Origin of the sequence: Actinomadura sp. NPDC048021 (assembly GCF_040653135.1) — a bacterium.
GTDB lineage: Bacteria > Actinomycetota > Actinomycetes > Streptosporangiales > Streptosporangiaceae > Spirillospora > Spirillospora verrucosospora.
Genome location: NZ_JBEZJQ010000001.1, coordinates 341,368 through 367,898 on the forward strand (window position 1 = coordinate 341,368; position 26,531 = coordinate 367,898).

27 protein-coding genes are annotated in these 26,531 nt (G+C 74.0%); 11 read left to right on the forward strand and 16 right to left on the reverse strand.

Annotation, left to right across the window (positions count from 1 at the left end):
• The first annotated feature begins 23 nt into the window (after positions 1 to 23).
• On the forward strand, positions 24 to 524 hold the full coding sequence (locus AB0C87_RS01630; RefSeq protein ID WP_360576012.1) for a hypothetical protein: 501 nt from the start codon (positions 24 to 26) through the stop codon (positions 522 to 524).
• Between the two features lie 27 nt (positions 525 to 551).
• On the opposite strand, the gene AB0C87_RS01635 is transcribed toward AB0C87_RS01630, so the two are convergent.
• Positions 552 to 1,451: an RNA polymerase sigma-70 factor gene (locus AB0C87_RS01635; protein ID WP_345186631.1), complete on the reverse strand. Its 900-nt coding sequence runs from the start codon at positions 1,449 to 1,451 to the stop codon at positions 552 to 554.
• A gap of 106 nt (positions 1,452 to 1,557) precedes the next feature.
• On the opposite strand from AB0C87_RS01635, the gene AB0C87_RS01640 reads away from it, so the two are divergent.
• Positions 1,558 to 2,856, forward strand: coding sequence for a CBS domain-containing protein (locus AB0C87_RS01640; protein ID WP_345186629.1), 1,299 nt, complete (start codon positions 1,558 to 1,560; stop codon positions 2,854 to 2,856).
• On the forward strand, positions 2,853 to 3,350 hold the full coding sequence (locus tag AB0C87_RS01645) for a DUF1003 domain-containing protein (RefSeq protein WP_353834239.1): 498 nt from the start codon (positions 2,853 to 2,855) through the stop codon (positions 3,348 to 3,350). Before AB0C87_RS01640 ends, AB0C87_RS01645 begins: the two co-directional genes overlap by 4 nt.
• Here the strand turns inward: AB0C87_RS01645 and AB0C87_RS01650 are convergent.
• Positions 3,347 to 3,799 carry a MarR family transcriptional regulator gene (locus tag AB0C87_RS01650; RefSeq protein WP_353834238.1) on the reverse strand — a complete coding sequence of 151 codons (453 nt, stop codon included), beginning with the start codon at positions 3,797 to 3,799 and terminating at the stop codon, positions 3,347 to 3,349. The two genes, AB0C87_RS01645 and AB0C87_RS01650, sit on opposite strands and share 4 nt — an antisense overlap.
• A gap of 120 nt (positions 3,800 to 3,919) precedes the next feature.
• Between AB0C87_RS01650 and AB0C87_RS01655 the strand changes: the two genes are divergently transcribed.
• A complete protein-coding gene (locus AB0C87_RS01655; protein ID WP_345186622.1) occupies positions 3,920 to 5,059 on the forward strand; it encodes an Mrp/NBP35 family ATP-binding protein in 1,140 nt (379 codons plus the stop codon).
• A gap of 93 nt (positions 5,060 to 5,152) precedes the next feature.
• On the opposite strand, the gene AB0C87_RS01660 is transcribed toward AB0C87_RS01655, so the two are convergent.
• The 5 genes from AB0C87_RS01660 to sigE form a co-directional block, all read right to left on the reverse strand.
• Positions 5,153 to 5,503, reverse strand: a complete 351-nt coding sequence (locus AB0C87_RS01660; RefSeq protein WP_345187832.1) for a sec-independent translocase — start codon at positions 5,501 to 5,503, stop codon at positions 5,153 to 5,155.
• Positions 5,504 to 5,634: 131 nt separating this feature from the next.
• Positions 5,635 to 7,434 (reverse strand): trypsin-like peptidase domain-containing protein, encoded by a 1,800-nt coding sequence (locus AB0C87_RS01665; protein WP_353835936.1) that lies wholly within the window; start codon positions 7,432 to 7,434, stop codon positions 5,635 to 5,637.
• 102 nt (positions 7,435 to 7,536) lie between these two features.
• On the reverse strand, positions 7,537 to 8,652 hold the full coding sequence (locus AB0C87_RS01670) for a MucB/RseB C-terminal domain-containing protein (protein ID WP_360576015.1): 1,116 nt from the start codon (positions 8,650 to 8,652) through the stop codon (positions 7,537 to 7,539).
• A complete protein-coding gene (locus tag AB0C87_RS01675; protein ID WP_360576017.1) occupies positions 8,649 to 9,296 on the reverse strand; it encodes a zf-HC2 domain-containing protein in 648 nt (215 codons plus the stop codon). The genes AB0C87_RS01670 and AB0C87_RS01675 overlap by 4 nt, the downstream gene beginning before the upstream one ends.
• 62 nt (positions 9,297 to 9,358) lie before the next feature.
• A complete protein-coding gene (gene sigE, locus AB0C87_RS01680) occupies positions 9,359 to 10,081 on the reverse strand; it encodes an RNA polymerase sigma factor SigE (protein WP_345180033.1) in 723 nt (240 codons plus the stop codon).
• 169 nt (positions 10,082 to 10,250) lie between these two features.
• Between sigE and AB0C87_RS01685 the strand changes: the two genes are divergently transcribed.
• Both AB0C87_RS01685 and AB0C87_RS01690 read left to right on the forward strand, forming a co-directional pair.
• Positions 10,251 to 10,910, forward strand: coding sequence for an O-methyltransferase (locus tag AB0C87_RS01685; RefSeq protein WP_345180031.1), 660 nt, complete (start codon positions 10,251 to 10,253; stop codon positions 10,908 to 10,910).
• Positions 10,903 to 11,523 carry a hypothetical protein gene (locus tag AB0C87_RS01690; RefSeq protein ID WP_345180030.1) on the forward strand — a complete coding sequence of 207 codons (621 nt, stop codon included), beginning with the start codon at positions 10,903 to 10,905 and terminating at the stop codon, positions 11,521 to 11,523. Before AB0C87_RS01685 ends, AB0C87_RS01690 begins: the two co-directional genes overlap by 8 nt.
• 24 nt (positions 11,524 to 11,547) lie before the next feature.
• Here AB0C87_RS01690 and AB0C87_RS01695 read toward each other — a convergent pair whose 3' ends face one another.
• The gene (locus AB0C87_RS01695; RefSeq protein ID WP_353835349.1) at positions 11,548 to 13,017 is read right to left on the reverse strand and encodes a leucyl aminopeptidase; all 1,470 of its coding nucleotides are present in this window, start codon (positions 13,015 to 13,017) and stop codon (positions 11,548 to 11,550) included.
• 113 nt (positions 13,018 to 13,130) lie between these two features.
• Entirely contained in the window at positions 13,131 to 13,298 is a 168-nt protein-coding gene (locus AB0C87_RS01700; protein ID WP_083980698.1) for a DUF3117 domain-containing protein, read from the reverse strand.
• Positions 13,299 to 13,614: 316 nt separating this feature from the next.
• Between AB0C87_RS01700 and AB0C87_RS01705 the strand changes: the two genes are divergently transcribed.
• From AB0C87_RS01705 to AB0C87_RS01715, 3 genes are all read left to right on the forward strand, one after another.
• Positions 13,615 to 14,400: an enoyl-CoA hydratase-related protein gene (locus AB0C87_RS01705; RefSeq protein ID WP_345180027.1), complete on the forward strand. Its 786-nt coding sequence runs from the start codon at positions 13,615 to 13,617 to the stop codon at positions 14,398 to 14,400.
• 101 nt (positions 14,401 to 14,501) lie between these two features.
• A complete protein-coding gene (locus AB0C87_RS01710; RefSeq protein WP_360353855.1) occupies positions 14,502 to 15,266 on the forward strand; it encodes an ABC transporter ATP-binding protein in 765 nt (254 codons plus the stop codon).
• Between the two features lie 5 nt (positions 15,267 to 15,271).
• Positions 15,272 to 17,839: an FtsX-like permease family protein gene (locus tag AB0C87_RS01715; protein WP_360576019.1), complete on the forward strand. Its 2,568-nt coding sequence runs from the start codon at positions 15,272 to 15,274 to the stop codon at positions 17,837 to 17,839.
• Here the strand turns inward: AB0C87_RS01715 and AB0C87_RS01720 are convergent.
• The 6 genes from AB0C87_RS01720 to AB0C87_RS01745 form a co-directional block, all read right to left on the reverse strand.
• On the reverse strand, positions 17,836 to 18,408 hold the full coding sequence (locus AB0C87_RS01720) for a DNA-3-methyladenine glycosylase I (RefSeq protein WP_360576021.1): 573 nt from the start codon (positions 18,406 to 18,408) through the stop codon (positions 17,836 to 17,838). The genes AB0C87_RS01715 and AB0C87_RS01720 overlap by 4 nt on opposite strands.
• A 14-nt stretch (positions 18,409 to 18,422) precedes the next feature.
• Entirely contained in the window at positions 18,423 to 18,851 is a 429-nt protein-coding gene (locus AB0C87_RS01725; RefSeq protein WP_345180021.1) for an SRPBCC family protein, read from the reverse strand.
• Positions 18,848 to 19,267, reverse strand: a complete 420-nt coding sequence (locus AB0C87_RS01730; protein WP_353835345.1) for a hypothetical protein — start codon at positions 19,265 to 19,267, stop codon at positions 18,848 to 18,850. Before AB0C87_RS01730 ends, AB0C87_RS01725 begins: the two co-directional genes overlap by 4 nt.
• 198 nt (positions 19,268 to 19,465) lie before the next feature.
• Positions 19,466 to 20,782: an alkaline phosphatase PhoX gene (locus AB0C87_RS01735; RefSeq protein ID WP_353835344.1), complete on the reverse strand. Its 1,317-nt coding sequence runs from the start codon at positions 20,780 to 20,782 to the stop codon at positions 19,466 to 19,468.
• 147 nt (positions 20,783 to 20,929) lie between these two features.
• A complete protein-coding gene (locus tag AB0C87_RS01740; protein WP_345180045.1) occupies positions 20,930 to 21,790 on the reverse strand; it encodes an aldolase in 861 nt (286 codons plus the stop codon).
• A gap of 180 nt (positions 21,791 to 21,970) precedes the next feature.
• A complete protein-coding gene (locus AB0C87_RS01745) occupies positions 21,971 to 22,798 on the reverse strand; it encodes an inositol monophosphatase family protein (protein ID WP_345180017.1) in 828 nt (275 codons plus the stop codon).
• 154 nt (positions 22,799 to 22,952) lie between these two features.
• Between AB0C87_RS01745 and AB0C87_RS01750 the strand changes: the two genes are divergently transcribed.
• On the forward strand, positions 22,953 to 23,978 hold the full coding sequence (locus tag AB0C87_RS01750) for an SDR family oxidoreductase (RefSeq protein ID WP_360576024.1): 1,026 nt from the start codon (positions 22,953 to 22,955) through the stop codon (positions 23,976 to 23,978).
• A gap of 28 nt (positions 23,979 to 24,006) precedes the next feature.
• On the forward strand, positions 24,007 to 25,812 hold the full coding sequence (locus tag AB0C87_RS01755) for a thiamine pyrophosphate-requiring protein (protein WP_360576026.1): 1,806 nt from the start codon (positions 24,007 to 24,009) through the stop codon (positions 25,810 to 25,812).
• A gap of 106 nt (positions 25,813 to 25,918) precedes the next feature.
• On the opposite strand, the gene AB0C87_RS01760 is transcribed toward AB0C87_RS01755, so the two are convergent.
• Positions 25,919 to 26,521: a TIGR00730 family Rossman fold protein gene (locus AB0C87_RS01760; protein ID WP_345180012.1), complete on the reverse strand. Its 603-nt coding sequence runs from the start codon at positions 26,519 to 26,521 to the stop codon at positions 25,919 to 25,921.
• Between the last annotated feature and the right edge of the window lie 10 nt (positions 26,522 to 26,531).

Consider the following 26,531-nt stretch of genomic DNA (forward strand, 5'->3'; position numbering starts at 1 on the left):
CAGGGGTGTGAGACCCTCGGGGCATGGGTCTGAACAGGGCACTGCTGGAGGAGGCGGCCAAGAAGTCGGGGCTGCTGTGGCTGGACCTGCCCGGCCTGCCCCAGCCGCGCGCCGCCTGGCACGTGTGGCACGAGGGGTCGGCGTACGTGCTGACCGGCGGGGAGGGCGAGCAGCCGCTGCCGGGCCTGCCGGAGGCCGCGCAGGTGACGGTGATCCTGCGCAGCAAGGACAAGGGCGGGCGGCTCCTGACGTTCGTCGCCGACGCCGAGCAGGTCGAGCCCGGTTCACCGCTGTGGGACGAGGTCGCGCCCGTCCTCGCCAAGGAGCGGCTGAACGCCCTGACCCACGAGGGCCAGGTGGAGGCGTGGGCCGAGGAGTCGTGGATCGTCCGGCTCACCCCGGCCGAGGAGGTCGTCGAGGCGGGCGGGGAGTACGCGACCGTCCGGCCGGTGCCGACGCCCGCGACGACCGCCGGAACGCCGCCGCGCCTGTACGGCCGCAAACGCCGGCGCGCCGACCGCTAGCCGCCGCGCGGGCCCCACGGCGGGCCCTCACATCGGCAGGCGGCGCCCTTCCGCGAGGGCGCGCAGCTTGTCGGGGTTGGCCACCAGGTGGATGGCCTTGACCCGTCCGTCCGCGCCGACGTCGGCGGTGACGGCGCTGATCGGCCCGTCCGGGCCGTCCACGATGACCGCCGGGCCGCCGTTGAGCTCCACGGGCCGGATGCGCATGTCCGCCGGGTCGACGCCCTGGTAGGGCTGCCCGCCGATGGCGACGAAGAAGCGGGCCACCTTCTCCGCGCCGATGATCGCCCGGAGGGGCGCCCGGACCTTGCCGCCGCCGTCGGACCACAGCGCGACGTCGGGCGCGAGGACCTCCATGAGCCGGTTGACGTCGCCGCCGAGCACCGCCTCGAAGAACCGCTCGGTGGCGGCGCGCCGCTCGGCGCCGCGGGCCTCGAAGCGGGGGCGCCGCGCCTCCACGTGCTTGCGGGCGCGGGTGCCGAGCTGGCGGACCGACGCCTCGGACCGGTCCAGCGCCTTGGCGATCTCGGCGAACGGGTAGCCGAAGACCTCCTTCAGCACGAACACGGCGCGTTCGAGGGGGCTCAGCGTCTCCAGGACGACGAGCATGGCCATCGACACCGACTCCGACATCTCGGCGTCCTCGGCGACGTCCGGGGTGGTCAGCATCGGCTCGGGCAGCCACGGCCCGACGTAGGTCTCGCGCCGGGCCCGCGCGGAGCGCAGCCGGTCCAGCGCGACGTTGGTGGTGATCCGCACGAGGTAGGCCTTGGGGTCGGCCACGCCGGAGCGGTCGCCCGCCGACCAGCGCAGCCAGGCGTCCTGGACGGCGTCCTCGGCGTCGGCCGCCGTGCCGAGCATCCGGTAGGCCACCGCGAACAGCAGGTTGCGGTACTGCTCGAACGGCTCTGCGAAGGCGTCGCTCACGGTCCCCCACCCTTTCACGTCCCTTTCGCCCCCCAGACGGGGGGTGACGGCCGGATGTGACATACCCGTCCGGATCAGTCGGGAGATCACGGGTAGTGTCCAGGCCATGAGCGGACCTCCGTCGCGGGTGTTCATCGCCCGCCTCGCGGGCGTCGCGGTGTTCGACCCGGCCGGGGACCAGGTCGGCCGGGTCCGCGACGTCGTGGTCGCGCTGCGTCTCGCGCCGCGCCCGCCGCGGGCGCTCGGGCTGGTGGTGGAGGTCGCCTCGCGCCGCGCGGTGTTCCTGCCGATCACGCGGGTCACCGTGATCGAGGCGGACGCCGTCGTCTTCGACGGGCGGCTGAACATGCGCCGCTTCCAGAAGCGCGAGTCGGAGACGCTGGTGATCGCCGAGATGCTGGACCGGACCGTCCGGTTCCGCGACTCCGGCGAGGCCGCCTTCGTCGTGGACGTGGCGATGGAGCCGACCCGCACCCGCGACTGGCTCGTCACCAAGGTCGCCGTCCGCCGCCGGACGGGCCGGGGCCTGCGCAAGCGGGGCGAGAGCATGGTCGTGAGCTGGGACGCCGTGGAGGGGTTCTCCGCCGTCGAGCACGGGCAGGGCGCGGCCGGGCTGATCGCCGCGTTCGAGCGGATGAAGCCCGCCGACCTCGCCACGATCGTGCACGAGCTGCCGGAGAAGCGGCGCACCGAGGTCGCCGTCGCGCTGGACGACGAGCGGCTCGCCGACGTCCTGGAGGAGCTGCCCGAGGACGACCAGATCGAGATCCTCGGCAAGCTCGGCGTGGACCGCGCCGCCGACGTCCTGGAGGCGATGGGCCCCGACGACGCCGCCGACCTGCTCGGCGACCTGCCGACCGAGCAGCGCGAGCAGCTCCTGACGCTGATGGAGCCGCGCGACGCGGCCCCCGTCCGGCGGCTGCTCACCTACCCCGACCAGTCCGCGGGCGGCCTGATGACGACCGATCCGGTCATCGTCCCGCCGGACGCCACGGTCGCCGAGGCGCTCGCGCTGATCCGCCGTCCCGACCTGAACCCGGCGCTGGCCGCCCAGGTGTACGTGTGCCGGGCCCCGACCGCGACGCCGACCGGCCGCTACCTCGGCACGGTGCACTTCCAGAAGCTGCTGCGCGAGCCGCCGCCGACGCTGGTCAGCGGGATCGTCGACACCGAGCTCGACCCGCTGCGCCCCACCATGTCGCTGGAGGCCGTCGCGATGTTCCTGGCCACCTACAACCTGGTCGCGGGCGCGGTCGTGGACGAGAACGGGCACCTGCTGGGCTCGGTGACGATCGACGACGTCCTCGACCATCTGCTGCCCGAGGACTGGCGGGAGGCCGCGATGGAGGCGACCGCCGAGGAGACCGCCGATCCCGAGGAAGAGGCTCTCCGGGGGACGACATGACGACGACACGCCAGATGGCCTCGCGCCTGGACCAGCCGAGGGAGCTCCGCCGGACGCTGCTGCCGCGCCCCTCCTACGATCCCGAGTCGTTCGGGCGGCTGTCGGAGCGGATCGCGCGGTTCCTGGGGACGGCCCGGTTCCTCGTGTACATGACGGTGTTCGTCACCGTGTGGATCGGGTGGAACCTCCTCGTGCCGTCGTGGTTGAGGTGGGACCCGTACCCCTTCATCTTCCTGACGCTGATCCTGTCGCTCCAGGCGTCCTACGCGGCGCCGCTGATCCTGCTCGCCCAGAACAGGCAGGACGACCGGGACCGCGTCCAGTACGAGCAGGACCGGTCGCGCAACGAGCGCAGCATCGCCGACACCGAGTACCTCACGCGCGAGATCGCGGGGCTGCGGGTCGCGATGAGCGAGGTCGCCACCCGCGACTTCCTGCGCTCGGAGCTCCAGCAGATGCTCAGGGAGATGGACGCCAAGAAGCCCGTCCCCTAGGCCCCCTCGTCGGCGAGCCTGTCGAGGAGGTGGCCGAGGGCGCGCAGGTCGGGCTCGTCCAGCCGGCTCAGGATGTGGTCGCGGACGCCCTGCCGGTAGGTGGGCGCGGCCTCGGCGAGCCGGGCCCGGCCCTCGGCGGTCAGGACGGCGAACAGGCCGCGCGCGTCGCTCGGGCAGGACTGCCTGGCCACCAGCCCGTCCCGCTGGAGCCGGTCGACCAGCCGCGTCAGGCCGCTGCGCGACAGCAGCACGCGGTCGGCGAGGTCGTTCATCCGCAGCCGCCCGTCCGGCGCCTCGCCGAGGTGCACGAGGACCTCGTAGGCCCCGAGCGCGAGGTCGTGGCGGGCCGTCAGGTCGGCCTGCAGCCGGCGGGAGATCTGCGCCTGGGCGCGCAGCATGGTCCGCCACACGATCAGCTCGGCGGCGGCCGAGGCGAGGTCGGTGGTCACGGACCGATGGTAGGACGGGCGTGCCTTCCGCGCGACGGACGCGCAGGCCGGGTGCACGCCGCGTGTGAGGACCGACACCCTGATTAGCAGGTTGGCGCGTCGGGTTCATACCATGGACGTATGGCCTCCCTTCTGACGAACGAGCGGGTGAACGCGGCTCTCGCCACGGTGCTCGATCCCGAGATCCGCAAGCCCATCACCGAGCTCGACATGGTCAAGAGCATCGACATCGACGCGGACGGCGCCGTCCGCGTCGGCGTCTACCTGACCGTGGCCGGGTGTCCGATGAAGGACACCATCACCAGGAACGTCACGGAGGCCGTGTCCAAGCTCGACGGCGTGTCCTCGGTGGTCGTCGACCTCGACGTGATGAGCGAGGAGCAGCGCAAGGACCTGCAGACCAAGCTGCGCGGCGGGCAGCCCGCCAAGGAGATCCCGTTCGCCCGGCCGAACTCGCTGACCAAGGTGTACGCGGTGGCGAGCGGCAAGGGCGGCGTCGGCAAGTCGTCGGTGACGGTGAACCTCGCCGCCGCGCTGGCCGCGCAGGGCCGCAAGGTCGGCGTCGTGGACGCCGACATCTACGGCCACTCGGTGCCGCGGATGCTGGGCGTGGACGCCCCGCCCACCAAGGTCGAAGACATGATCATGCCGCCGACCGCGCACGACGTGAAGGTGATCTCCGTCGGCATGTTCACCGCCGGGAACCAGCCGGTCGTGTGGCGCGGGCCGATGCTCCACCGCGCGCTCCAGCAGTTCCTCGCGGACGTGTACTGGGGCGACCTCGACATCCTGCTGATGGACCTGCCGCCCGGCACCGGCGACATCGCGATCTCCGTCGCGCAGCTGCTGCCGTCCGCGGAGATCCTCGTCGTCACCACCCCGCAGCAGGCCGCCGCCGAGGTGGCCGAGCGGGCGGGCGCGATCGCCGCGCAGACCCACCAGCAGGTCGTCGGTGTGATCGAGAACATGTCCTACCTGTCGTGCCCGCACTGCGGTGAGCAGCAGCACATCTTCGGCGAGGGCGGCGGCCAGACGGTCGCGGACGCGCTGACGAAGACGCTCGGGACCCGCGTCCCCATGCTCGGCCAGGTGCAGATCGACCCGCGCCTGCGCGAGGGCGGCGACAACGGCGTCCCGCTGGTGCTCTCCGACCCCGACGCCGGGGCGGCCAAGGAGCTGCGCACGATCGCCGACAAGCTCGCCGGCCGCAGCCGCGGCCTCGCCGGCATGGCCCTCGGCATCAGCCCCAAGGGCCGCTGACCGCCGCCCGCCCGGGGCCTCCCCGGGCGGGCGCCCGCCGCCGGGCCGGGCCCGCGCGGACGCCGCGGCCCCGGGGGGCGGCGCCTCGCGGGGTCAGGTCGCCTCGTTGTCGAAGGGCGGCTTCTCGCTCGGGTCGAGGCTCGCGGTCGCCGTCGCGTACGAGGGCTCGTCGTCGAAGACGCCCGTGTCGTTCTTCAGGTACGTGTCGTCGTCCTCGAACAGGTGCTTGCGGACGAACGTCTTCGGGTTGAGGTCGTTGAGGTCGAAGTCCTTGAACTCGGGGCCGAGGCCCTCCTGAAGGTCGGCCTTGGCGCTGTTGGCCATCTCGCGGAACTGCCGCAGCATCCGGCCGGCCTGCCCGGCGACCTGCGGCAGCTTGTCGCCGAAGATGACCAGGGCGAGGACGACGAGCACCGCCATCTCACCGAGTCCGACGTCGAACAACCCGTCCTCCACACACACGGCAGGCCGCGGCGCGACCGCCTGCACACGACCCGAAGGGGACCGGCCCAGAGACGGGCCGGTCCCCCCAGCGTATCCCCAGCCCGGATGAACCGGACTTGAACATCGGTGCCCTAGTCGGAGGCCAGGGTCACCTGCGCGGTGGCCTCCTTGCCGCCCCGCTGGTAGGTGAGGGTGACGCGGTCGCCCGGCGCCCGGCTGCGGATCTGCGCGATCAGGTCGGTGGCGTCCTCGATCGGCTTGTCGTCGACCTTGGTGATCACGTCGCCGGGCTTGAGGCCCGCCTTGTCCGCCGGGCCGCCCTTGGTCACCGGGTCCTGCCCGTTGACCGGCTGCTGCATGATCCGGGCGCCGCCCTCCTGGTAGCGGGGGTCGGGCAGCACGCCGAGCTTGGCCTGCTTGACGACGCCCGTCCGGATGATCTCCTCGGCGATCCGCTTGCCCTGGTTGATCGGGATCGCGAAGCCGAGGCCGATGCTGCCGCTCTGCTGCTCGCCGCCGAGGGACTGGCCGCCGAGCGTCGCGATCGCGGTGTTGATGCCGATCACGCGGCCCTTCGCGTCCACCAGCGGCCCGCCCGAGTTGCCCGGGTTGATCGCGGCGTCGGTCTGGATGGCGTTCAGGTAGGACGCGTCGCCGCCGCCCCCCTCGCCCCGCGTGGGCACGGCCCGGTTCAGCGAGCTGACGATGCCGGTGGTGACCGAGCCCTGCAGGCCGAGCGGCGAGCCGATCGCGATCACCGGGTCGCCGACGGCGATGGCGCTGGAGTCGCCGACCGGCAGCGGGGGCAGCGAGTGCTGGCCCTCGGGCTTGAGCACCGCGACGTCCGAGCTCGGGTCGGCGCCCTTGATCGTGGCGGGCAGCGTCTTCTTGTCGTTGAAGACGATCTGGATCTGGCCGCCCCCGCCGCCTCCGCCGGAGGCGACGTGGTTGTTGGTGATGACGTAGCCGCCGTTGACGATGAAGCCGGTGCCGCCGATCTCTCCCTGCGACGACTGCACGCGGATCATCACGACGCTCGGCAGCACCCGCTGCGCGACGCCCGCGACCGAGTCCGGCGGACGGTTCTGCACCTTGGTGTCGTTGCTGTCGCTGCCGCCGAGGCTCACCGAGCCGGGGTCGTCGGACCCGCCGGTGGCGATCACGCCGATCCCGGCGCCGACGGCCCCGGCCACCAGCGCGACGATCAGCGCGACGACGGCGAGGAGCCCGAGGCCCGGCCCGCCGCGCGACGACGACGGGGGCGCGGGGACGGGAGCCCAGTTGGGCCCGGTGCCGCCGGGCGGCATCCCGTACCCCGCCATCGGGCGGGGGCCCGGGCCGCCGGGCGGCGGCGGGCCGGGCGGCGCGGGCGGCGGGCCCATCGGCGGGCGGCCGGGGGCGGGCGGCGGCGGGCCCTGGTGGGACTGCTGCGGCCAGCCCCCGTACGGGCCGCCCTGCGCGGCCCTCGGGTCCTGGTTGTGCGGCACGAACCCGGGCCGCATCCGGTCGTCGGGCGCCTCCACGGGGGGCTTGTCGAGCGCGACGGGCGGCGGGGGCTGCGGCATGTCGCGCGGAGGGGCGTCCTGCAGCGGCACCTCCTGCGGCATGTCCGCGGCGGCCCCGGAGAGCACGTCCTCGCTGGTGTCGGGCGGGCCGCCGAGCGAGTCGGGGGGCGCGAACCCCCCGGCCACCAGACGGTCGCCCTCCTCGCCGGAGTCGCGCCCGTCGCCGCTCGCGGCGGCCTCGCCGCGGGCGGGTGCGGGCTCGGGGTCGTCGGCCTCGGGCTCGTCCGCCGGCTGCTCCCCGGGGATCCCCTGGTCGGTCACCGTCTCGGGAGGAGCCGCCGCCTCCTGCCGCTCAGGCTCCTGCCCGGGGGCGACGTCGTCGCCCTCCGACGGCGCCCTCACCGGGCCGCGGTTGTCTTCCGTCATCCCCATCTCTCCTACCGAGCATGGTCCTCGTTATCGGTGCACATGCTGCCCCGCGGGGCATGTGGCGAGCATAAGACTCGCCGCCAATACCCATAACTCGGGTCAATCGAACGGATTCACCGCCGATGCCAGGCGCCGGGCGCCGCGGGAGAGGCGCGTCCGGAACGGCACGGAGCCGCGCGGCATGTTCAGCGCCACCGCCGTGGCCGTGCTCTGCGGAGCGTCCGTCACGACGGTGTAGACGTAGCCGTTCCCCCCGGACACCGCCCAGCGCCTCAGGGACTCGCGGCGGTACACCGTCCGGCCCCGGCGGACGGTCCGCTGCCACCCGGCCATGCCGCGCTCGTCGAGGGCGCCGCGCTGCACGAACACCGACACGGCGGCGAGGCCGTCGGAGTAGCTGAGGTGCAGGGCGCCGCCGCCGTGCTCGCGGCGGGCCTCGTAGAGGGCGAGCCGTCCCGGCAGCTCCTTCGGGACGGGCCAGCCGCGCCCGCGCAGCCCGGCGAGGCCGGCGCGGTCCAGCCGCTCGCCCCACGCGCCCGCGGTGCGGGCGCCGGCGGACTCCTCGGCGTCGCCCGCGGTGGCCCCCGGGAAGCGGGAGGGCCCGCCGAGGGGGCGGCCGAGCGGGGAGGGCTCGACGGGCGACGGGGTGAAGCTGATCTCGGTGAAGCCGGTGGCGATCACGGGGCGGCCGGTGGCGTCGATCAGCTCGCGGTGCAGCATCAGACCGGTGTCCCGGTCGATCCAGAAGCGCCCGGCGGGGCTGCCGTCGGCGCGGCGCGCCTCGACGACGCGGGCGGGACGGCCGCAGGCCGACCCGTCCGCGGCGCGCACCACCGCGTAGTTGCGGGTCAGCAGCGCGAGCGTCGCGGGCGTGAAGCCGGTGGTGTCCCCGGCGGAGGACTCCGGCCGGTACCCCTCGCCGCTCGGCCCGGACCGGTACCGGATGCCCGCGCCCGGCGTGTGCGACACGACGACGCGGGAGGTGGCGGCCCGGCCGCCGCCGCGGGTGGTGAGGAACCGCCGGCCCTCGTAGGGGACGCGGCGGGCGGCGTCGGCGGCGGCGCGCAGCAGCGCGAGGGCGCCCGGGTCGGTGCGGGCGCGGCGGACGGAGGCGGGGTCGCCGGCGAGCGCCCCGGCCAGCGCGAGGGCGCCGGCGAGCCCGCCGGCCAGGACGGCGCCGCGCCGGCGCCGGCCCGGCGGAGCCGCCCGCCTCACGGGCTCGGGGAGACCTGGATCTGGTTGACCGGGTCGGTGAGCGGGTCGGTCATCGGCGCGTCGCCGGACGTGAGCGCGTGCTCGACCGCGAACCGGTCGAAGGCGGGCGTCACGGCGGGGCTGTCCTGGCGGCCGCCCGCCACGTAGGAGGCGGTGCCGAGGCCGAGGAACAGGGTGGCGGCGCCGACCACGAGGTAGCGGCGCCGGGGCTGGACGCGGATCGCGGCGGCGTGCCCGGCCGGGCGGTTGTCGCGCGGGCGGGCGACGTGCGGCGGCCTGACGGGACGGGCCGATGATCGAAGCGGCCGGGAGGGGTGCCGGGGGTGCGAGCCCGGGTGCGGCACGGGAGACTTCGGCGACAGGCCGGGAACGGGTGCCTCAGGGGCCGCGGGACCGCCGGGAAGACCGGACATTTCCGGCAGAGTGCGCAGTCGGCTCAGGAAGTCGGGGGACGGCAGGTCGTCGGTGCCGTCGGTCGCCGGCAGCTCCGAAAGGCCCCGCAGCCTCCCCTTGAGCCTGCGCAGCTGGTCGGCCTCCTCCCGGCAGCGGGCGCATCCCGCGAGATGGGCGTGGGCGCGCTCGCGCTCCTCGTCCCCCAGCTCACCGTCGACCAGCGCGGTCAGACGCTCCCCCAGACAACTCACGCCGCCTCCGTCGATTCCGTTCGGTCAGGCGCGCGGTCCCGCCCCGCGCGCGGTGCACAGCTTTACACGCCCTCCGGCAGCGGCCGGACGCCGCCCGCCGCGTGCACTCCCCCGGGCTCGCCCTCGAAGGCCGCGTCGGCGGCCTGGTAGTCGTTCCTGGTCCCGGGCCGGCGCCGGGTGGGCGCGCGGTGCTCCAGCGCCGAACGCAGCTGCGCCCGCCCCCGGTGGATGCGGCTGCGCACGGTGCCGAGCTTGACGCCGAGGGTCGCGGAGATCTCCTCGTAGGACAGGCCCTCGATGTCGCACAGCACGACGGCGGCGCGGTAGTCGGGGGCCAGCGCGTCGAGCGCGGCCTGGACGTCGGCGTCGAAGTTGCTGTCGTCGAACGCCTGCGCCGGGGTCGGCTCGCGGCCCTGGAGTCGTTCCGCGGCGTCGTCGGCGAGACCCTCGAAGCGGATGCGCTGGCGGCGCCGGGCCATGTCGAGGAACAGGTTCGTGGTGATCCGGTGCAGCCAGCCCTCGAACGTGCCCGGCGTGTAGTTCGACAGCGAGCGGAACACGCGGACGAAGACCTCCTGCGTGAGGTCCTCGGCGTCGTGCTGGTTGCCGGTCAGGCGGTAGGCCAGCCGGTAGACGCGGGCGGAGTGCTCACGGACGACCTCGTCCCAGGACGGCGGCGCCCATTCTGCCTCGGGTGCGTTCTCTCGGGTGCGAGCGGCGTTTCCCAGACCCTGCCTGGCGCCGACCCCCACAGCGCTTCTGAAACTGAGTGCTGCGACTCCCATGGTGCCGGGCTGTTCCTCTCTCGTGAGCCAAGGTCTCGCCTTGGAACGGCACGGTCTCGCCTGGGCTGGGGCGGTTCTGATACCGACTCGGTGCTTGCCTGTGTTGGTAACAACGCACTGAAACGCCAGTTGGTTCCCCTGCAACGATATGGTCTTTCCAGCATGAGCCATGCGGGGGTCCCACGAGGAGGCAGCCATCGACGCCATTGAGGCCACCCGGGCCTATGTGGAGGATTTCCTCCCCGAGGACGAGCCGCTCCTGAACGCCAGGCGGCGCGGCCAGGAGGTCGGCGCGACGCCGATCGGCCCGGCCGGGGGCGCCGCGCTGCGCTTCGTCGCCACGCTGATCGGCGCGCGGACGGTGGTGGAGGTCGGTTCGGGCTGCGGCGTGTCCGGCGTCTACCTGATGCGCGGCATGCCGAAGGACGCGGTGCTGACCAGCGTCGACATCGAGCCCGAGCACCAGCGCCTGGCCAAGCAGGCCTACCGGGAGGCGGGCCTGTCCGGCTTCCGCACCCGGATGATCATCGGCCCGGCGCTGGAGGTGCTGCCGCGGCTCACCGACGGCGCCTACGACATGGTGTTCTGCGACGCGGCGAAGCGCGAGTACCCCGAGTACCTGGTGGACGCGCTCCGGCTGCTGCGGCCGGGCGGCGTCGTCGCGTTCGACAACGCGCTCTGGCACGACCGGGTCGCCGACCCCGACCGGCGCGACCCCGACACCGAGGCCATCCGCGAGGTGCACCGCATGATCCGCGAGGACGACCGGCTCGTCCCGCTGCTGATGCCGGTGGGCGACGGCCTGCTCTGCGCCGTCAGGCGTGACTGAGGACGTCGAGCGCGACCGGGCCGCCGGGGAGGCGTTCGCGGTCCGGGTGCGGATCACCTGGCGCGGGATGTGGCGGGTCGCCGCGTTCGTGATCCTCTTCCTGGCGTCGGCGGCCTTCGTCGCGGGCGGCGCGATGCGCGGCGCGGCCGTCGGCGGCGTCGCGGTCATGGTGCTGGGGGTGGCGGGGCTCGGCCTGTTCGGGGCGGGCCTGCTGGTGTCGGCCGGGGCGATGCTGTCGCGGCGGCCCGTCCTGGAGCTCGACGGCGGCGGGGTGCGGCGTCCCGCCCGCTGGCCGCTGCCGCGCCGGTCCGGGCGGACGCTGCCCTGGGACGACGTCGCGGCGATCGCGGCGCTGCGGCGCGGCGTCGGCGGCACCCGCCGCGGCGAGCAGGACTACCTTGTCTTCCTGCCGACCCCGGAGCTGGCGGAGATGGCGCGCACGTCCGAGCGGGCGCCGCTGGTGGCGCTGACGATGCGGGACGTGCCCGCCACGGCGGCGGCCGTCCCGTGGTGCTTCGCGGTCGAGCCGGGCTGGGACGCGACGCTTCCGGAGATCGTCAAGCAGGCCAGGCGGCGCCGCCGCGTCCCGGTGATCGACCGCCGGAGCAGGTGACCGGCGCCTGACCGCGAGGCCCGGTCAGGCCGTGAGCCAGTCCAGCAGGAGGCGGGCGCCGTAGCCGGTGGCGCCGCGGGTGATCTCGGCGTCCTCGGAGGTGGAGCGGCCGGGCCCGGCGATGTCGAGGTGCGCCCAGGGCCGCTCGCCCGCGAACTCGCGCAGGAACAGCGCCGCCGTGATCGAGCCTCCGCCGTAGCCGCCGCGCCCGATGTTGTTGACGTCGGCGACGTCGGAGTCGATCGCGGTGCGGTACTCCTCCACCAGCGGGAGCCGCCACACGGGCTCTCCGGCGGCCGCCCCGGCCCGGGTGAGCTCCTCGGCGAGGGCGTCGTCGCTCGCGAACAGGGCCGCGTGCTTCAGGCCGAGCGCGACCTTGGCCGCGCCGGTCAGCGTCGCGACGTCCACCACCGCGTCGGGGTCGAGCCGGGCGTCGGCGTAGGCGAGCGCGTCGGCGAGGACGAGCCGTCCCTCGGCGTCGGTGTTCAGCACCTCCGACGTCGTGCCGCCGTAGTGGGTGATCACGTCGCCGGGGCGCATCGCCGACCCGGACGGCATGTTCTCCGCCGCGGCGACCAGACCGGTGACGCGGGCGCGGACGCCGAGGGCCCGGAGCGCGCTCATCACGGCGATGACGGCGGCGCCGCCCGCCATGTCGGTCTTCATCGTCTTCATGCCCTCGTTCGGCTTCAGCGACAGGCCGCCGCTGTCGAACGTGATGCCCTTGCCGACGAGGACGACGTGGCGCGGGGAGGACCCGCCGGCGTCTCCCGGGTCGTAGGCGAGCTCGATCAGCCGGGGCGGGCGGGCCGAGCCGCCGCCGACGGCCAGCAGGCCGCCGAACCCCTCGTCCGCGAGCTCCTTCTCGCCCCGCACGCGGACGGTCAGGCCGGACTCGCCGGCGACGCGCTCCGCCTGGGCGGCGAGCCACGACGGGTCCTTCTCGCCGGACGGGGTGTTGGCGAGGTCGCGGGCGAGGGCGGTGGCCCGCGCCCGCGCGGTGCCGAGCTCGATCGCGGGGGCGTCGGACCCGGGGCCGGCCTCGGTCAGCACCGCGAGGGTGCCGAGCGCCTTCTTCGGCGGGGCGGCGCCGATCCTGAACTCGTAGGAGGCGAGCAGCGCGCCCTCGACGAAGGCGGCGAGGTCGCCGTCCGGGACGCCCGCGACGAGCGCCGTGCGCCCCCTGCCGCGGCGGGCCAGCGCGGCTCCGGCCCTGCGCAGGTCGGCCGGGGCGGCCTCGCCCACGCCGTAGAGGAGCAGTTCCCGTATCCGGTCGCCGACGCGGACCTGCGTGGCGACGATCTCACCGGGCTCGCCCTTGGCCTGGTGCAGCGCGAGCAGCTCGTCGAGCGTGAAGGGGAGGGAGGCCGCCACCTCCGCCGCCGGGGCGGCGGGGCCGGACCGGACGGGCACCGCCACCACCTCGGCCCCGAGGTCGACCGCGGTCTGCGACACGGTGCCGCCGGCGCCGTGGATGCGGGTCTCGATGGGCATGGCGGTGGTCCCCCCTGGTCGCGCTGGATCGTCGCGCTGGATGGTCACGGAAATGGCAAGGGCCCCGGCGCCGACGCCGGGACCGTCACCAGAAGGCCGGGAACGCCGGGCCGTCAGCCCACGACGTCCTTGAGGGCCTCGCCGAGCTCCTTGGCCTCGTCGGCGGAGAGCTCGACCACGAGGCGGCCGCCGCCTTCGAGGGGGACCCGCATGACGATTCCGCGTCCCTCCTTGGTCACTTCGAGCGGACCGTCTCCCGTCCGCGGCTTCATCGCCGCCATGCGTGCATCCCCTTCCTAAGTAGGGCCGCGGCCTCGCACACCTCTGGCCGCGTGGCCGCGTGTCGCATCCGCGTCATCAGTAGTGGTCCATTATCTCGTCTTCCGGGCGCGAAGTGGTAACGATCAGCCTCCAGATCGGCAGCCGGGGCACGCGGACGCAGGTCGCGGACCGCTCCGGGCCTCCGGATCGGCGGGGGCCGCAGGGCCGCTCCGCCCGCCCGCGGACCGCCGCACCGGGCGGGACCGCCCTTGCCCAGGGCGCCGGTGTTCGTCGAAGGTGGCCTGGGAAGATCTACCGAGGACCGAGAGGACGACGATGTCTGAGACCGTGCTCTACGACGTGACCGGCGCAGTGGGGACAATCACACTCAACCGCCCCGACGGGATGAACTCGCTGACCGTCGAGATGAAGGAGGCCCTGCGCGCGGCGGTGGTGCGGGCCGCCGCCGACCCGGCCGTCCGCGCGGTCGTCCTGACGGGCGCGGGGCGGGCGTTCTGCGCGGGCCAGGACCTGCGCGAGCACGGCGACAACCTCGCCGCGGGCCGGGGGCTGGACGACACCGTCCGCAAGCACTACAACCCGATCGTGCTGGCGATCGCGGGCATGCGCAAGCCGGTCGTGGCGGCGGTGAACGGCGTGGCGGCGGGCGCGGGAGCGTCGCTGGCGTTCGCTTGCGACCTGGTCGTCGCGTCCGACAGGGCCCGGTTCGCGACCGCGTTCACCGGGATCGGCCTCGCTCCCGACAGCGGCATGTCGTGGACGCTCCAGCGCCTCGTGGGCCGCGCCAAGGCCACCGAACTGCTGCTGCTGGGCGAGCCGGTGAAGGCCCAGGAGGCCCTGGAGCTGGGGCTGGTGACGCGGGTCGTCCCGGCCGACGAGCTGGCCCCGGCGTCGGTGGAGCTGGCGCGCCGCCTGGCGTCCGGTCCCACGGTCGCCTACGGCGCGGTCAAGGCGGCGCTCGACCACGCGGCGACCCACGACCTGGCGTCCGCGCTCGAACGCGAGGCGGAGCTCCAGGACGAGTGCGAGAGGACGAGCGACCACCACAACGCGACCGAGGCGTTCCTGAAGAAGCAGCAGCCCGTCTTCGAAGGCCGCTAGTCCTCGGGCTCTCCCGGGGGCGGGGGTGGGGGCTTCCCCCGTAAGAAGTGGGGAGGCCGCGTCAATGTGGGCCGGGGGCGCCCGGCGGTTTGCTGGACGGCATGACGCAGACAGCCGCCGCATCCCTCGCCGGACAGGTCCACGACCATGTCGCCGTCGCCCGCGACGTCGTCAGGACCTACGGGGCGGGCGAGAACGAGGTGACCGCGCTCCGCGGCGTCTCGGCGGCCTTCCCCCGGGGCCGGTTCACCGCGATCATGGGGCCGTCCGGCTCGGGCAAGTCGACGTTCCTGCACTGCCTGGCCGGGCTCGACACCGTGACCTCCGGCTCGATCATGATCGGGGACGTGGACATCACCCGGCTGTCGCGGACCCGGCTGACCAAGCTGCGCCGCGACCGGCTCGGGTTCGTGTTCCAGTCGTTCAACCTGCTGCCGATGCTGACGGCGGAGGAGAACATCCGCCTGACCGGGCGCCTCGGGAACCGGCGCGCCGACCGGGAGTGGTTCGACACGATCGTGGACTCGCTCGGGCTCCGGGAGCGGCTGGCGCACCGGCCGAGCGAGCTGTCGGGCGGGCAGCAGCAGCGCGTCGCGGTCGCGCGGGCGCTGCTGACCCGGCCCGAGGTGCTGTTCGCCGACGAGCCCACCGGCAACCTCGACTCCCGGTCGGGGGCGGAGGTGCTGGGCTTCCTGCGCCGCGCGGTGGACGCCTACCGGCAGACGGTGATCATGGTGACGCACGATCCGGCGGCCGCCGCGCACGCCGACCGGGTGCTGTTCCTGGCCGACGGGATGATCGTGCACGAGCTTCCCGCGCCGACGGTCGACGGCGTCCACGCCGTGATGCGCCGGATGGAGGGCTGACGGTCATGTGGCTGATCGCGCGCCGCTCCTTCGCCGAAAGCTGGACGCGGCTGGCCGCCACGCTGCTGGCGGCGGTGTTCTCCATCGGGCTGATCGCGGGCTCCCTGCAGTTCACGATGCGGGCGCAGGAGGCGGTGTCGGGCAGCGACGCCAGCGAGTACTCCCGCGCGGACGTGCTCGTCCAGGGCGGCTCGGCCGACCCCGACGACCCCTACTCGCCGCCGGACGGCCGGGTCGCGCTCGCCGCCGTGGCGGGACGTCCCGGCGTGGCGGCGGTCGCGGGCGACGCGACGGTCCCGGTGACCGCGAGCGGCGCGGACGGCGAGCCGATCCTGCCGCCCGCGGGGGCGGGGACGTCGCTGCGGCCGTGGACCTCCGACGGCCGCCTCAACCCCTACCGCCTGGAGTCGGGCCGCGCGCCCGCCGCCGACGGCGAGGTCGCCGTCACCCGGCACATCGCCCGCGCGGGCGGGCTCGGCGTCGGCGGCACCCTGAAGGTGCTGCTGCCGAAGCAGAGCCGTGACATGAGGATCGTCGGCGTCGTCACCGTGCAGGGGCACAGCTCCGTCGCGAGCGGCGACCTGGTGCTGGCGCCCCCCGCGACCGTCGCGCAGGCGGCGGGCCTTCCGGCGGGGACGTGGCAGAGCGTCTGGGTCAGGGCGTCGGGCGGGCCGGCGTCGGGACTCCGCGCCGCCCTCGCCCGCGACCTCGGCAAGGACGTCACCGTCCGCACGGCGGCGCAGGTCCGGCGCGCCCAGTCGGCCGACCTGGAGGGCGCCGGCGCGTCGATCGGCGGCGCCATCGGCATGCTCTCGTCCGTCGCGGTCTTCGTGGGGCTGTTCGTCGTCGCCAACACGTTCGGCACGCTCGTCCGGCAGCGAACCAAGCGGCTCGCGCTGCTCAGCGCGATCGGCGCGACGCCCCGGCAGATCAGGCGGCTGATCCGGTTCGAGGCCCTCGCCCTCGGCGCCGTCGCCTCCGTCGGCGGCGTGGCGCTCGGCTACCCGGTGTCGGCCCTGCTCACGCACCTGTTCGCCGAGGACGGCTTCGACATCTCCGCCGCCGACGCGCAGTACGGCTGGATCGCGCTCGCGGTCCCCGCCGCGGCGGGGATCCTCGTCACGCAGCTCGCGGCCCGGCGCGCCGCGCGCCGCGCCGCGAAGATCTCCCCGATGCAGGCGCTGCGCGCCGCGAGCACCGAGACGGCGGGCCGCCGCTGGCCGCGCCTCCTCGGCGCGCTGGCGGTGTTCGCCTGCGCCTGGATCTTCTTCGGGGGCGTCTTCGGCATCCGCTACGAGGAGCCGCCCGGCCCCGAACGCACCGCCGGCACCAGCGTGATGACCCTCATGGGCTGCATGACGACCGTGGCGGCGCTCGCCGTCCTGGCCCCGTTCTTCGTCGGCCCCCTCGGCGGCCTCGTCGGCCGCGTCGGGACGGCCGTGAGCGGCGAGGCCGGGCGGCTCGCCCGCGCCACCATCACCCGCAGCCCGCGCCGCGTGTCGTCGGCGGCGTCCTCCCTCATGCTCGGCGTCGCGCTCGTCGCCTCGACGGCGCTGATCGTCCTGTCGGTGGGCGCGCGGTTCGACGAGGCCGGCCGGGAGGTGATGCGGGCCGACCACGCGATCACCGCGACCGGGATGACCTCGAACGGGCAGGCGCCCCTCCCCCGCGACGCCGCCCGGAAGGCCGCCGCCGTGCCCGGCGTGTCCGCCGCCGCGGCGCTCACGGCGTCGGAGGTCAAGCTCGTCTCTCCCCCGCCGCGGAGGCCGTCGCCCGAGGAGGCCCCGGAGCCCGTCTACCTCGCCGTCACGGGCGCCGACCAGAACGTCCTGCCGGCGGTGCTGAGGCTCGGCGGGCGCCTCCCGCGCCTCGGGGACGGCCAGATCGCCCTCACGTCCACGATCATGAAGGGCCAGAAGATCAAGAAGGGGCAGCGGATCGTGGTGCGCGGCGCCCGCGGCAGGGTCGCGCTCACCGTCGCCGCCGCCTACCACGACCCGTCCCACCTATTCGCCGACCAGGCGCTGGTCTCGGAGGCCACGATGGACCGGCTCGACCCCACCGCGGCCGCGCAGGTCGTGCTCGTCAGCGGCGGCGCCGAGCGGGACCTGTCCCGCGCGTTCGCGGACGCGCCGGGCCTCAAGGTGGTCGACCGGGCCGGCTACGTGAAGGCGGCGTCCGACGCGATGACCAAGGGCATGAGCGTCATCTACGGGTTCATCGGCATGGCGCTCGTCCTCGCCCTGTTCGGGATGGCGACCACGGTGTCGATGAGCGTCGGCGAGCGGACCCGCGAGTTCGGCCTGCTCGGCGCCGTCGGCGCGACGGCGGCGCAGATCCGCTCGATCGTCCGCTGGGAGGCCGCGACGGTCGTCCTGCTCGGCAGCCTCCTCGGCCTCGGCACGGCGCTCGGCACGGCGACCCTGCTGCACCTCGCCACGGGCAGCTCGTTCCTCACCCCGAACGCCCCCTGGTGGCTCTACGCCGCAGTGATCACCGGCGCCGCCGCCGTCACCTTCGCCGTCTCGGCCCTCCCGGCAAGGCGGGCAGTGGCCATCGCCTCCACGCGTTAAGCACCGCCGTGGCGGTGGCAACCGGTGAGGTGGTCGTCGACCAGGCCGCAGGCCTGCATGAGGGCGTAGGCGGTGGTGGGGCCGACGAAGCGGAAGCCGTGCTTCTTCAGCTCCTTGGCGAGGGCCTTCGACGCGTCGGTGTAGGCGGGAACCTCGGACATGTCGGTATAGGACGGGGAGTCGGGGTCGGCGTAACGCCAGGCGGTGGCGGCGAGGCCGCCGGGGAGGTCGAGGGCCGCGCGGGCGTTGGCGATCGTGGCCTCGATCTTGGCGCGGTTGCGGACGATGGAGGCGTCGGCCATCAGGCGCTCGACGTCGTCCGGCCCGAACGCGGCGACCTTCTCGGGGTCGAAGCCGTGGAACGCGGCGCGGAAGCCCTCGCGCTTGCGCAGGATCGTCAGCCACGACAGGCCCGACTGGAACGCCTCCAGGCACAGCCGCTCGTAGAGGCCCTGGTCGTCGCGGACCGGACGGCCCCATTCGTCGTCGTGGTAGGCGACGTAATCGGGCGCCGACAGCCCCCAGGGGCAGCGCGCCAGCCCGTCCTCGCCCATAATCGCGGTGCTCACGCGCCCGTTCTACCTCATGGCTGCGACAGAACGGCGAGGCGGCGCAGCCCGAGCCTCATGAACGCCTTCACGACCGGCCCCGCGACCAGCCAGGCGGCGCGGCCGAGGGGGCCCAGCGGCAGGTCGACGCGCTCGGCCCAGATGACGCGGCTGCCCGAGCCCTCCGGGACGACCTTGAAGAACGCCTCGCCGCGCACCACGCGGCCGGTGTGCCGGACCGCGACGCGGCGGCCGGCCCGCCAGTCGGTGATCACCATGGTGTCGAGGAAGCCGACCGGGCCGACGCCGGTCCACGCCCGCAGCTCGTCGCCGACCTGGTCGCCGCCCTCCGCGCGGGTGAACGGCATCCACTCGGCGTGCCGCGGCCAGTCGGTGAGGACGTCGAAGAGCCGCTCGGGCGGGGCCGCCGAGACCGCCTCCGCGTGGACCGCGACCGCGCTCACCGGCTCTCCTCCGCGTCCGCCTCGAAGGACTCCTTGCCGAGCGCCACCCGGGCGCCGGGCTCCTCGATGCCGTGCAGGGCCCCGACCGGGCCGGCCGGTTCGTCGTCGCCGGCGCGCTCGCGGACGTCGTCGAGCTGCCGCTCCAGGTCCGCCACGCGGACGTCGCGCTCGTGCAGGGCCTCGGTGAGGCGGTGGAACGCGTCCTCGGTCACGTGCGGCTGGTACCCCCACAGAGTCCGGGGGAACCGGAGGTGGGAGCCTTCCCAGCCGATGACGGGCCGCCCCTCGGCGTCGACGCTGACCGGCGGATAGTCGGGATGGGCCTCGGCCAGCCCGCCGCCCCGGCCCATGGCGAGGACGACGACGGCGCCCAGCACGGCCACGCCGGCCAGGACGAGAACCACGACCACGATCACGCTCCGATCTGACGGGACCCCATCGGGAAGACGATCCCCCGTCCCCGATCGTGCCACGATCGGGGACATGGGGATGCAAGAGCGCGGGGTCCTTCCACCGGGTGCGCAGGTTTCCGGCGGGTCGCGGACGCGGCACGGCGCCCCCGGCGAGCCGTGTCGAGCGGCTCGCCCCGTCCGGGGACGCCGTGCCGGTGGTCCTCAGCCGCGCAGGCGGTGCCAGGGCCCGGTGATCGCGAAGGTGGCTCCCGGGTCGGACTGGCGGTTGGCGAACAGGATCCGCCCGTCCGGGGAGAACGTCACGCCGGTGAACTCGCTGTCGTTGAGGGCGTTGCGGGCCATCGCGAACGGCTCGTTCCGGCGGGTGGTGCCGACGAGGTACTGCTCGCCGTCGCCGTCCTCGGCGAGGATCACTCCGCCGCCGTACGGGGACACGGTGATGTTGTCGGGGCCGTCGAAGCGCCCGCCCGGCTTGAAGACGAGCTGCAGCTCGATCTCGTTCCGGTGCGGGTCGTAGGTCCAGACCTGCCCGGCGTGGTCGGCGGCGCCGCCGTCGGACTTCCGGGAGTAGCTGCACACGAAGTAGGCCTTGCCGTGGCCCCACCAGGCGCCTTCGAGCTTCTGGCTCCGCGTGATCGTGTCGAACTGCTTGCGGACGGACGTCTGCTTCGCCGACGGGTCGGGCACCTCCACCCATCCGGCGCGCAGGCGCGTCCCGGGCTCCTGGACGGCCGACAGGTCCGGGACGCCGGGGACGTTCAGCGCCTCCAGCCTCCCGCCCGACATGTAGGCGTGGTAGCCGCCGCGGTGGGCGCGGGGCCGGAACCGGTAGAACAGGCCGAACGGCTTGGAGGCGTCCTCGGTCAGGTACGCGGTGAGCGTGTGCGGGTCGACGGCGACCGCCTCGTGCGCGAACCGGCCGAGCCCGGTGAGCGGGACGGGCTCGGTCCTGCGGCCGGTCGGGTCGACCTCGAACACCCACCCGTGGCTCTTGGTCTGGCCCGTGAAGCCCTCGGTCTCCTCGCAGGTCAGCCACGTCCCCCACGGGGTCCGCCCGCCCGCGCAGTTGGTGGACGTCCCGGCGAGGCTGACGTACTGCGACAGCAGGTCGCCCTGGCTGTCGACCTCCAGCGTGGTGGTGCCGCCGTTGGCGGCCGGGTCGTAGGTCAGCTCGGGACGGCCCACGGCGCGGGTGCCGTTGTTGCTCTGCTCGTGGTTGCGCACCAGCCGGGTGCGGCCGTGGCGGCTGCCGGAGAACGTGGCCATCCCGTCGTGGTGCCCGGGGACGACGACGCCCTCGGAGATGGGTTCGCCTTCCACCGACAGCGTCTTGTAGGAGAAGCCCTTGGGCAGGTCCAGGACGCCCTTGGGGTCGGGGACCAGCGGGCCGTAGCCGTACGCCTCCCCGGTATCGGCGCCTGCGGACGTCTGGAAGATTCCGTCCAGGCTTCCGGCGAGGGCGATGGACAGCGCGCCGGCCGCGCCGCCCTTGACGACTCCGCGACGGGTCACGGACATGGGCACTCCTTCACGTAAGGGGATCACGCGGGAGCCTGGTCGCCGTCCCTGAACCGGGTATGAACGATCACTGGCCGGGAGGAGAAACCCCAGGACAACGTTGGTCCGCACTGACCGGGAGTGCCCGCGGGCTTGCGGAGCGCCGCCTCAGAGGAGGTCCACCGCGGCGTCGACGGCCCCGGCGACGTCGCCGTCCGGCGGATACAGCAGGGACCGGCCCACCACCAGACCCCGCACGGTCGGCAGCCGCAGCGCCCGCCGCCACCCCTCACGCGCGGCGCCCTGGTCGGCGGCCACCTCCCCGCCCAGCAGCAGGGCCGGCAGCGTCGACGCCGCCATCACCCGCTCCATCTCCGCCACCACCGGCACCTTCAACCACGTGTACGCCGACGTCTCCCCCAACCCCGACGCGATCGAGACCGCACGCGTCATCGCCTCCGGCGACAGATCGTTGCGCACCCGCCCCTGCACCCGCCGCGAGACGAACGGCTCCACCATCGCCATCAACCCCCGCCCCGCGAGCTCGGACACCGCACCCGCACACGCCTCCAACGTGCGCACCGTCGCCGGATCGGCGTCATCCACCCGCAACAGCATCTTCCCGCCGTCCAACCCCGACGCCGCGATCGCACCCGCCCCGTACGCGGTGAAACGATCATCGATCTCGAACGACGCCCCCGCCAGCCCGCCCCGGTTCATCGAACCGACCACGACCTTGCCGTCCAGCACGCCCAGCAACAGCAGATCCTCGATCACATCCGGCGTCCCCAGCACCCCGTCCACACCCGGACGCTCCAACGCCGTGCACAACCGATCCAGCAACTCCCCCCGATCGGCCATCGCCAGCGGATCACCCCCCGCCGCCAGCGCACCCCGAGCCGGATGATCAGCCGCCACCAACATCAACCGACCCGAACCACCCAGCAACGACGCACGCCTCACCCGCCCCCGAGCCGCCTCCGCCACCGCACCCGGACGCACCGCCCGCACCTCCGGCAGCCCCGCGATCCGCTCCGCCCGGGACCCGGCCGGAGTCACCGGGTCCCCCGTCCCACCAGCGCATCGATCATCGTTCACCGTTCCTGTCCGCGAGCGCGCGGCGCCGGGTCGCGCCGCCGGCGCCGCCGAGTCTGGTCAAGATCACGAAGGGCTGTCAAACCACCACGGGGCGCGCTCGCGGGCGGGTCCTCAGGCCCCCGCGCCCTTGTAGTCCGCGACCTCGGCGATGACGGACCCGGCGAGGTCGAAGCCGGCCACGCACGCCAGGTAGCCGGGGGCCTCCCAGTCGTCGCCGCCGGGCTCGCCGCCGAGCGGCACGTACGTTCCGCCCGCCTGCCTGACCAGCAGAAGTCCGGCGGCGATGTCCCACGCGTTGATGGACGAGTCGTAGGCGGCGTCCGTCCATCCGGCGGCGACGTGGGCGAGGGTGAGGGCGGCGCTGCCCGGGCGGCGGACGGTGGCGAACGCGTCGACCATCCGGCCGTAGCGCCGTAGCGCCTCCTCGCGCCCGAGGCTGAGGTCGTAGGCGCTCGGGTAGGACGTGGCGACGACGGCGGTGTCGTCGCGGGTCGCGCCGCGGCTGCGGATCGGTTCGCCGTTGCAGGTCGCGCCGTCGAGCGTGGCGGTGAACATGTCGTCGCGCACCGGGTCGTAGACGACGCCGGCCACCAGCTCGCCGCCCAGGGCCGCGCCGATGGACACGCAGAAGAACGGCAGGCCGACGGCGAAGTTGGCCGTTCCGTCGATGGGGTCGACGAACCAGCGCAGGTCGCCGTCGCCGCCGCCCACGCCGCCCTCCTCGCCGACGACGACGCTGCCGGGGGTGTGCTCGGCGAGCACCTGGCGGATCGTCTCCTCCGCCGCCCGGTCGTGCTCGGTGACCGGGTCGTGGATGTCGCGCTTGAGATCGACCTCGGGACGCGACCGGAACGCCGTCCGCAGACGGTCCCCGGTGGCGCGGGCGGCGAGTTCGGCGATCCCGGCGAGCTCCCGCGAGGCGGGGACGTCGACGCTCATCGTTCTCCTTCGATTACGGCAAGGTCACGAATACGCACAGCACGACCGTATCCGAGCCCCGCGAGGCGTCCGGGCGGGCCCTTTGTTACAGGGCCCCCGGCTCGGGCAGTGGGTCCCTGTGCCGGATCCAGCATCGCCGTCATGGGGAATGAGCATGAACTACAAGATCGATAAGGGCACGGTCGTCGTGGTGACGGGAGCCTCCGGCGGCATCGGGCGCGCCGCCGCCGAGGCGTTCGCGCGCCGCGGCGCCCGGGTCGCCCTCCTGGCCCGCGGGGACGAGGGGCTGGAGGGGGCCGCCGCCGACGTCGAGGCCGCCGGCGGGCGCGCGCTGCCGATCAGCGTTGACGTGGCCGACCCCGGCGCGGTGGACGAGGCGGCCGAGCGCGCCGAGAGGGAGCTCGGGCCGATCGCCGTGTGGGTCAACGTGGCGTTCTCCTCGGTGTTCGCGCCGTTCTGGGAGATCGAGCCGGAGGAGTTCAGGCGCACCACCGAGGTCACCTACCTCGGCTACGCCAACGGAACCCGGGCCGCGTTGCGGCGGATGATGCCGCGCGACCGCGGTGTGATCGTCCAGTGCGGGTCGGCGCTGGCCTACCGGGGCATCCCCCTCCAGAGCGCGTACTGCGGCTCCAAGCACGCCGTCCAGGGGCTGCACGACTCGCTGCGGGCGGAGCTGATGCACGAGCGCAGCGGCGTGAAGCTCACGATGGTGCAGATGCCCGCGGTCAACACGCCCCAGTTCGACTGGGTGCTGAACCGGATGCCGCGCCGCCCGCAGCCCGTCCCGCCCATCTACCAGCCGGAGATCGCGGCGGACGCGCTCGTCTACGCCGCCGAGCATCCCCGGCGCCGGGAGTACTGGGTCGGGGGCAGCACGGTCGGCACGATCCTCGCCGACAAGTTCGCCACGGGGCTGCTGGACCGCTACCTGGCCCGGACGGGCTTCAAGTCCCAGCAGACCGAGAAGCGCACGCGTCCGGACCAGCCGGCGAACCTGTGGGAGCCGGCGGACGGGACCCCGGGCCGCGACCACGGCAGCCACGGGCGGTTCGACGAGCAGGCGCACGCGCGGAGCCCGCAGATGTGGGCGGGGCGCCACAAGTACCTGGTGGGCGCCGCGACGGCCGGCGCCGCCGCGGGCGCCGCCGCGGGCGCGGCGCGGCTCCTGCGGCGATGACGCACGACCGACGACGAAGGAGAGAGCGATGGCGCAGCAAGTGGCCGACTACGTCCTCCAGCGGCTGACCGAGTGGGGCGTGAAGCGCGTCTACGGCTACCCGGGCGACGGCATCAACGGGCTGCTCGGCGCGTTCGACCGCGCGGAGGGCGAGCCGGAGTTCATCCAGACGCGGCACGAGGAGATGGCCGCGTTCATGGCCTGCGGGCACGCGAAGTTCACCGGCGAGGTCGGCGTCTGCGCGGCGACGTCCGGGCCGGGCGCGATCCACCTGCTGAACGGCCTGTACGACGCGAAGCTCGACCACCAGCCGGTCGTGGCGATCGTCGGGCAGCAGAAGCGCCTGGCGCAGGGCGCGCACTACCAGCAGGAGGTCAACCTGGAGAACCTGTTCTCCGACGTCTCGGAGTTCTGCCAGATCGTCATGCATCCCGGCCAGATGCGGCACGTCATCGACCGGGCGTTCAAGACGGCCCTGACCACCCGCGGCGTCTCGACGATCATCATCCCCGAGGACGTTCAGGAGGCCGGCGCGGTGCCGTCGCCGCCCAAGGAGCACGGCTCGGTGTACTCCAGCGTGGGCTGGAGCAGGCCCCGCGTCCTGCCCGACCCCGAGGAGCTGCGCAAGGCCGCCGGCGTCCTCAACGAGGGCGCGAAGGTCGCGATGCTGATCGGCCAGGGCGCCGCCGGCGCCGAGGCCGAGGTGATCGAGACGGCCGAGCTGCTCGGCGCGGGCATCGCCAAGGCGCTGCTCGGCCGCGAGGTGGTCCCGGACGACCTGCCGTTCGTCACCGGCCCCATCGGCCTGCTCGGCTCCAAGGCCAGCGACGAGATGATGATGAACTGCGACGTGCTGTTCATGATCGGCACGAGCTTCCCGTACGCCGAGTGGCTGCCGGACGAGGGCAGTTGCAGGGGCGTCGAGATCGACATCGACGGGAGCATGATCGGCATCCGCTACCCGATGGACGCGCACGTCGTCGGGGACGCCAAGGAGACGCTGCGGGAGCTGATCCCGCTGCTGCGCCGCAAGGAGGACCGCTCCTGGCGCGAGGAGATCGAGGAGAACGTCCGCGCCTGGAACACGGTCATGGAGAAGCGGGCGGGGCAGAGCTTCGAGGGGAAGGTCAACCCGCAGGCCGTCGCGCACGAGCTGTCGCCGCTGCTGCCGGACGGCGCGATCCTCACCGCCGACTCCGGCTCGGCCACCAACTGGTGGGCCCGCCACATCAAGCTCCGCGACGGGATGAGGGCCTCCCTGTCGGGCACCCTCGCCACGATGGGCCCCGGCGTCCCGTACGCCATCGCGGCCCGGTTCGCCTACCCCGACCGCCCGGTGATCTGCTTCGTGGGCGACGGCGCGTTCCAGATGAACGGCATGAACGAGATGCTGACCGTGAAGCGGTACGCCGACCGGATGGCCGGCCCGGCGCCGCTGATCTTCGCCGTGTTCAACAACCAGGACCTCAACCAGGTCACCTGGGAGCAGCGCGCGATGGGCGGCGACCCGAAGTACGAGGGCTCGCAGAGCATCCCCGACTTCCCGTACTCCGAGTACGCCGAGCTCTGCGGGCTCAAGGGCGTCTACTGCGACGACCCCGGGAAGGTCGCCGACGCCTGGCGCGAGGCCCTGGCGAGCGACCGTCCCGTCGTCCTGGAGTTCGTGGTCGACAACGAGATCGCCCCGATCCCGCCGCACATCATGAAGGACCAGGCCAAGAAGGCCGTCAAGGCGGGCCTCAGGGACCCGCAGAAGCTCGGCATCGCGGCCCGCGGCTTCCGGCAGAAGCTCACCGACATGTACGAGAACATGCCGGGCCGGAAGCATGACTGACCGGCGCCCGGAGCGGAGCGCCAGCGGAGCGGAGGACGACGGTCAGTCCCCTTCGGGGGGGTGGGGGTCGCCCCCCACAATGACCAGCAGGCGGGAAGGGGGACGGTCAGAGTTCGGCTTCGGCGTAGTCCTCGGGGGAGAACTCGATCCGGGGCTGGGACCGCTCCAGGAGGTCGAACGCCTCGGGGACCGAGCTCGTCCAGCCGACGGCGTCCCAGATCTTGGGGCGGGCGAAGCCCTGCTCGGTGAGGCCCGTCATCAGCTCGCGCAGCGGCTCGTAGACGCCGGTCGGGTCGAGGATGACGATGGGCTTGTCGTGCATGGACAGGACGCGGGCCGTCCACACCTCGAACAGCTCCTCCAGCGTGCCGATGCCGCCGGGCAGGACGAGGAACGCGTCGCTGCGCCGGTCCATCTCGCCCTTGCGGGCCCGCATGTCCGGGGTGACGATCAGCTCGTCGTTGTCCTCGTCGGAGATCTCGACGCTGACCAGCCCCTCGGGGATCACGCCGACCGTGCGGGCGCCGCCGGCCCGCGCGGCGCGGGCGACGGCGCCCATGCACGAGACCTGGGCGCCGCCGCTGACGAGGCTGTGGCCGCGCCGGGCCAGCTCGGCGCCGGCCTCCGCGGCGAGGTCGACGTAACGACGGTCGATCTTGCCGCTGGACGAGCAGAACACGCAGACGGCGAGGGGTTTCCGGGAAGTCACCCGGCCAATC

Excerpts from the sequence above, each read along its gene's own strand:
- AB0C87_RS01630 (WP_360576012.1), top strand. The coding sequence starts at position 24 with ATGGGTCTGAACAGGGCACTGCTGGAGGAGGCGGCCAAGAAGTCGGGG.
- AB0C87_RS01640 (WP_345186629.1), top strand. The coding sequence starts at position 1,558 with ATGAGCGGACCTCCGTCGCGGGTGTTCATCGCCCGCCTCGCGGGCGTC.
- AB0C87_RS01645 (WP_353834239.1), top strand. The coding sequence starts at position 2,853 with ATGACGACGACACGCCAGATGGCCTCGCGCCTGGACCAGCCGAGGGAG.
- AB0C87_RS01655 (WP_345186622.1), top strand. The coding sequence starts at position 3,920 with ATGGCCTCCCTTCTGACGAACGAGCGGGTGAACGCGGCTCTCGCCACG.
- AB0C87_RS01665 (WP_353835936.1), bottom strand. The coding sequence starts at position 7,434 with ATGACGGAAGACAACCGCGGCCCGGTGAGGGCGCCGTCGGAGGGCGAC.
- sigE (WP_345180033.1), bottom strand. The coding sequence starts at position 10,081 with ATGGGAGTCGCAGCACTCAGTTTCAGAAGCGCTGTGGGGGTCGGCGCC.
- AB0C87_RS01685 (WP_345180031.1), top strand. The coding sequence starts at position 10,251 with ATGCGGGGGTCCCACGAGGAGGCAGCCATCGACGCCATTGAGGCCACC.
- AB0C87_RS01695 (WP_353835349.1), bottom strand. The coding sequence starts at position 13,017 with ATGCCCATCGAGACCCGCATCCACGGCGCCGGCGGCACCGTGTCGCAG.
- AB0C87_RS01700 (WP_083980698.1), bottom strand. The coding sequence starts at position 13,298 with ATGGCGGCGATGAAGCCGCGGACGGGAGACGGTCCGCTCGAAGTGACC.
- AB0C87_RS01705 (WP_345180027.1), top strand. The coding sequence starts at position 13,615 with ATGTCTGAGACCGTGCTCTACGACGTGACCGGCGCAGTGGGGACAATC.
- AB0C87_RS01710 (WP_360353855.1), top strand. The coding sequence starts at position 14,502 with ATGACGCAGACAGCCGCCGCATCCCTCGCCGGACAGGTCCACGACCAT.
- AB0C87_RS01715 (WP_360576019.1), top strand. The coding sequence starts at position 15,272 with ATGTGGCTGATCGCGCGCCGCTCCTTCGCCGAAAGCTGGACGCGGCTG.
- AB0C87_RS01735 (WP_353835344.1), bottom strand. The coding sequence starts at position 20,782 with ATGTCCGTGACCCGTCGCGGAGTCGTCAAGGGCGGCGCGGCCGGCGCG.
- AB0C87_RS01745 (WP_345180017.1), bottom strand. The coding sequence starts at position 22,798 with ATGAGCGTCGACGTCCCCGCCTCGCGGGAGCTCGCCGGGATCGCCGAA.
- AB0C87_RS01750 (WP_360576024.1), top strand. The coding sequence starts at position 22,953 with ATGAACTACAAGATCGATAAGGGCACGGTCGTCGTGGTGACGGGAGCC.
- AB0C87_RS01755 (WP_360576026.1), top strand. The coding sequence starts at position 24,007 with ATGGCGCAGCAAGTGGCCGACTACGTCCTCCAGCGGCTGACCGAGTGG.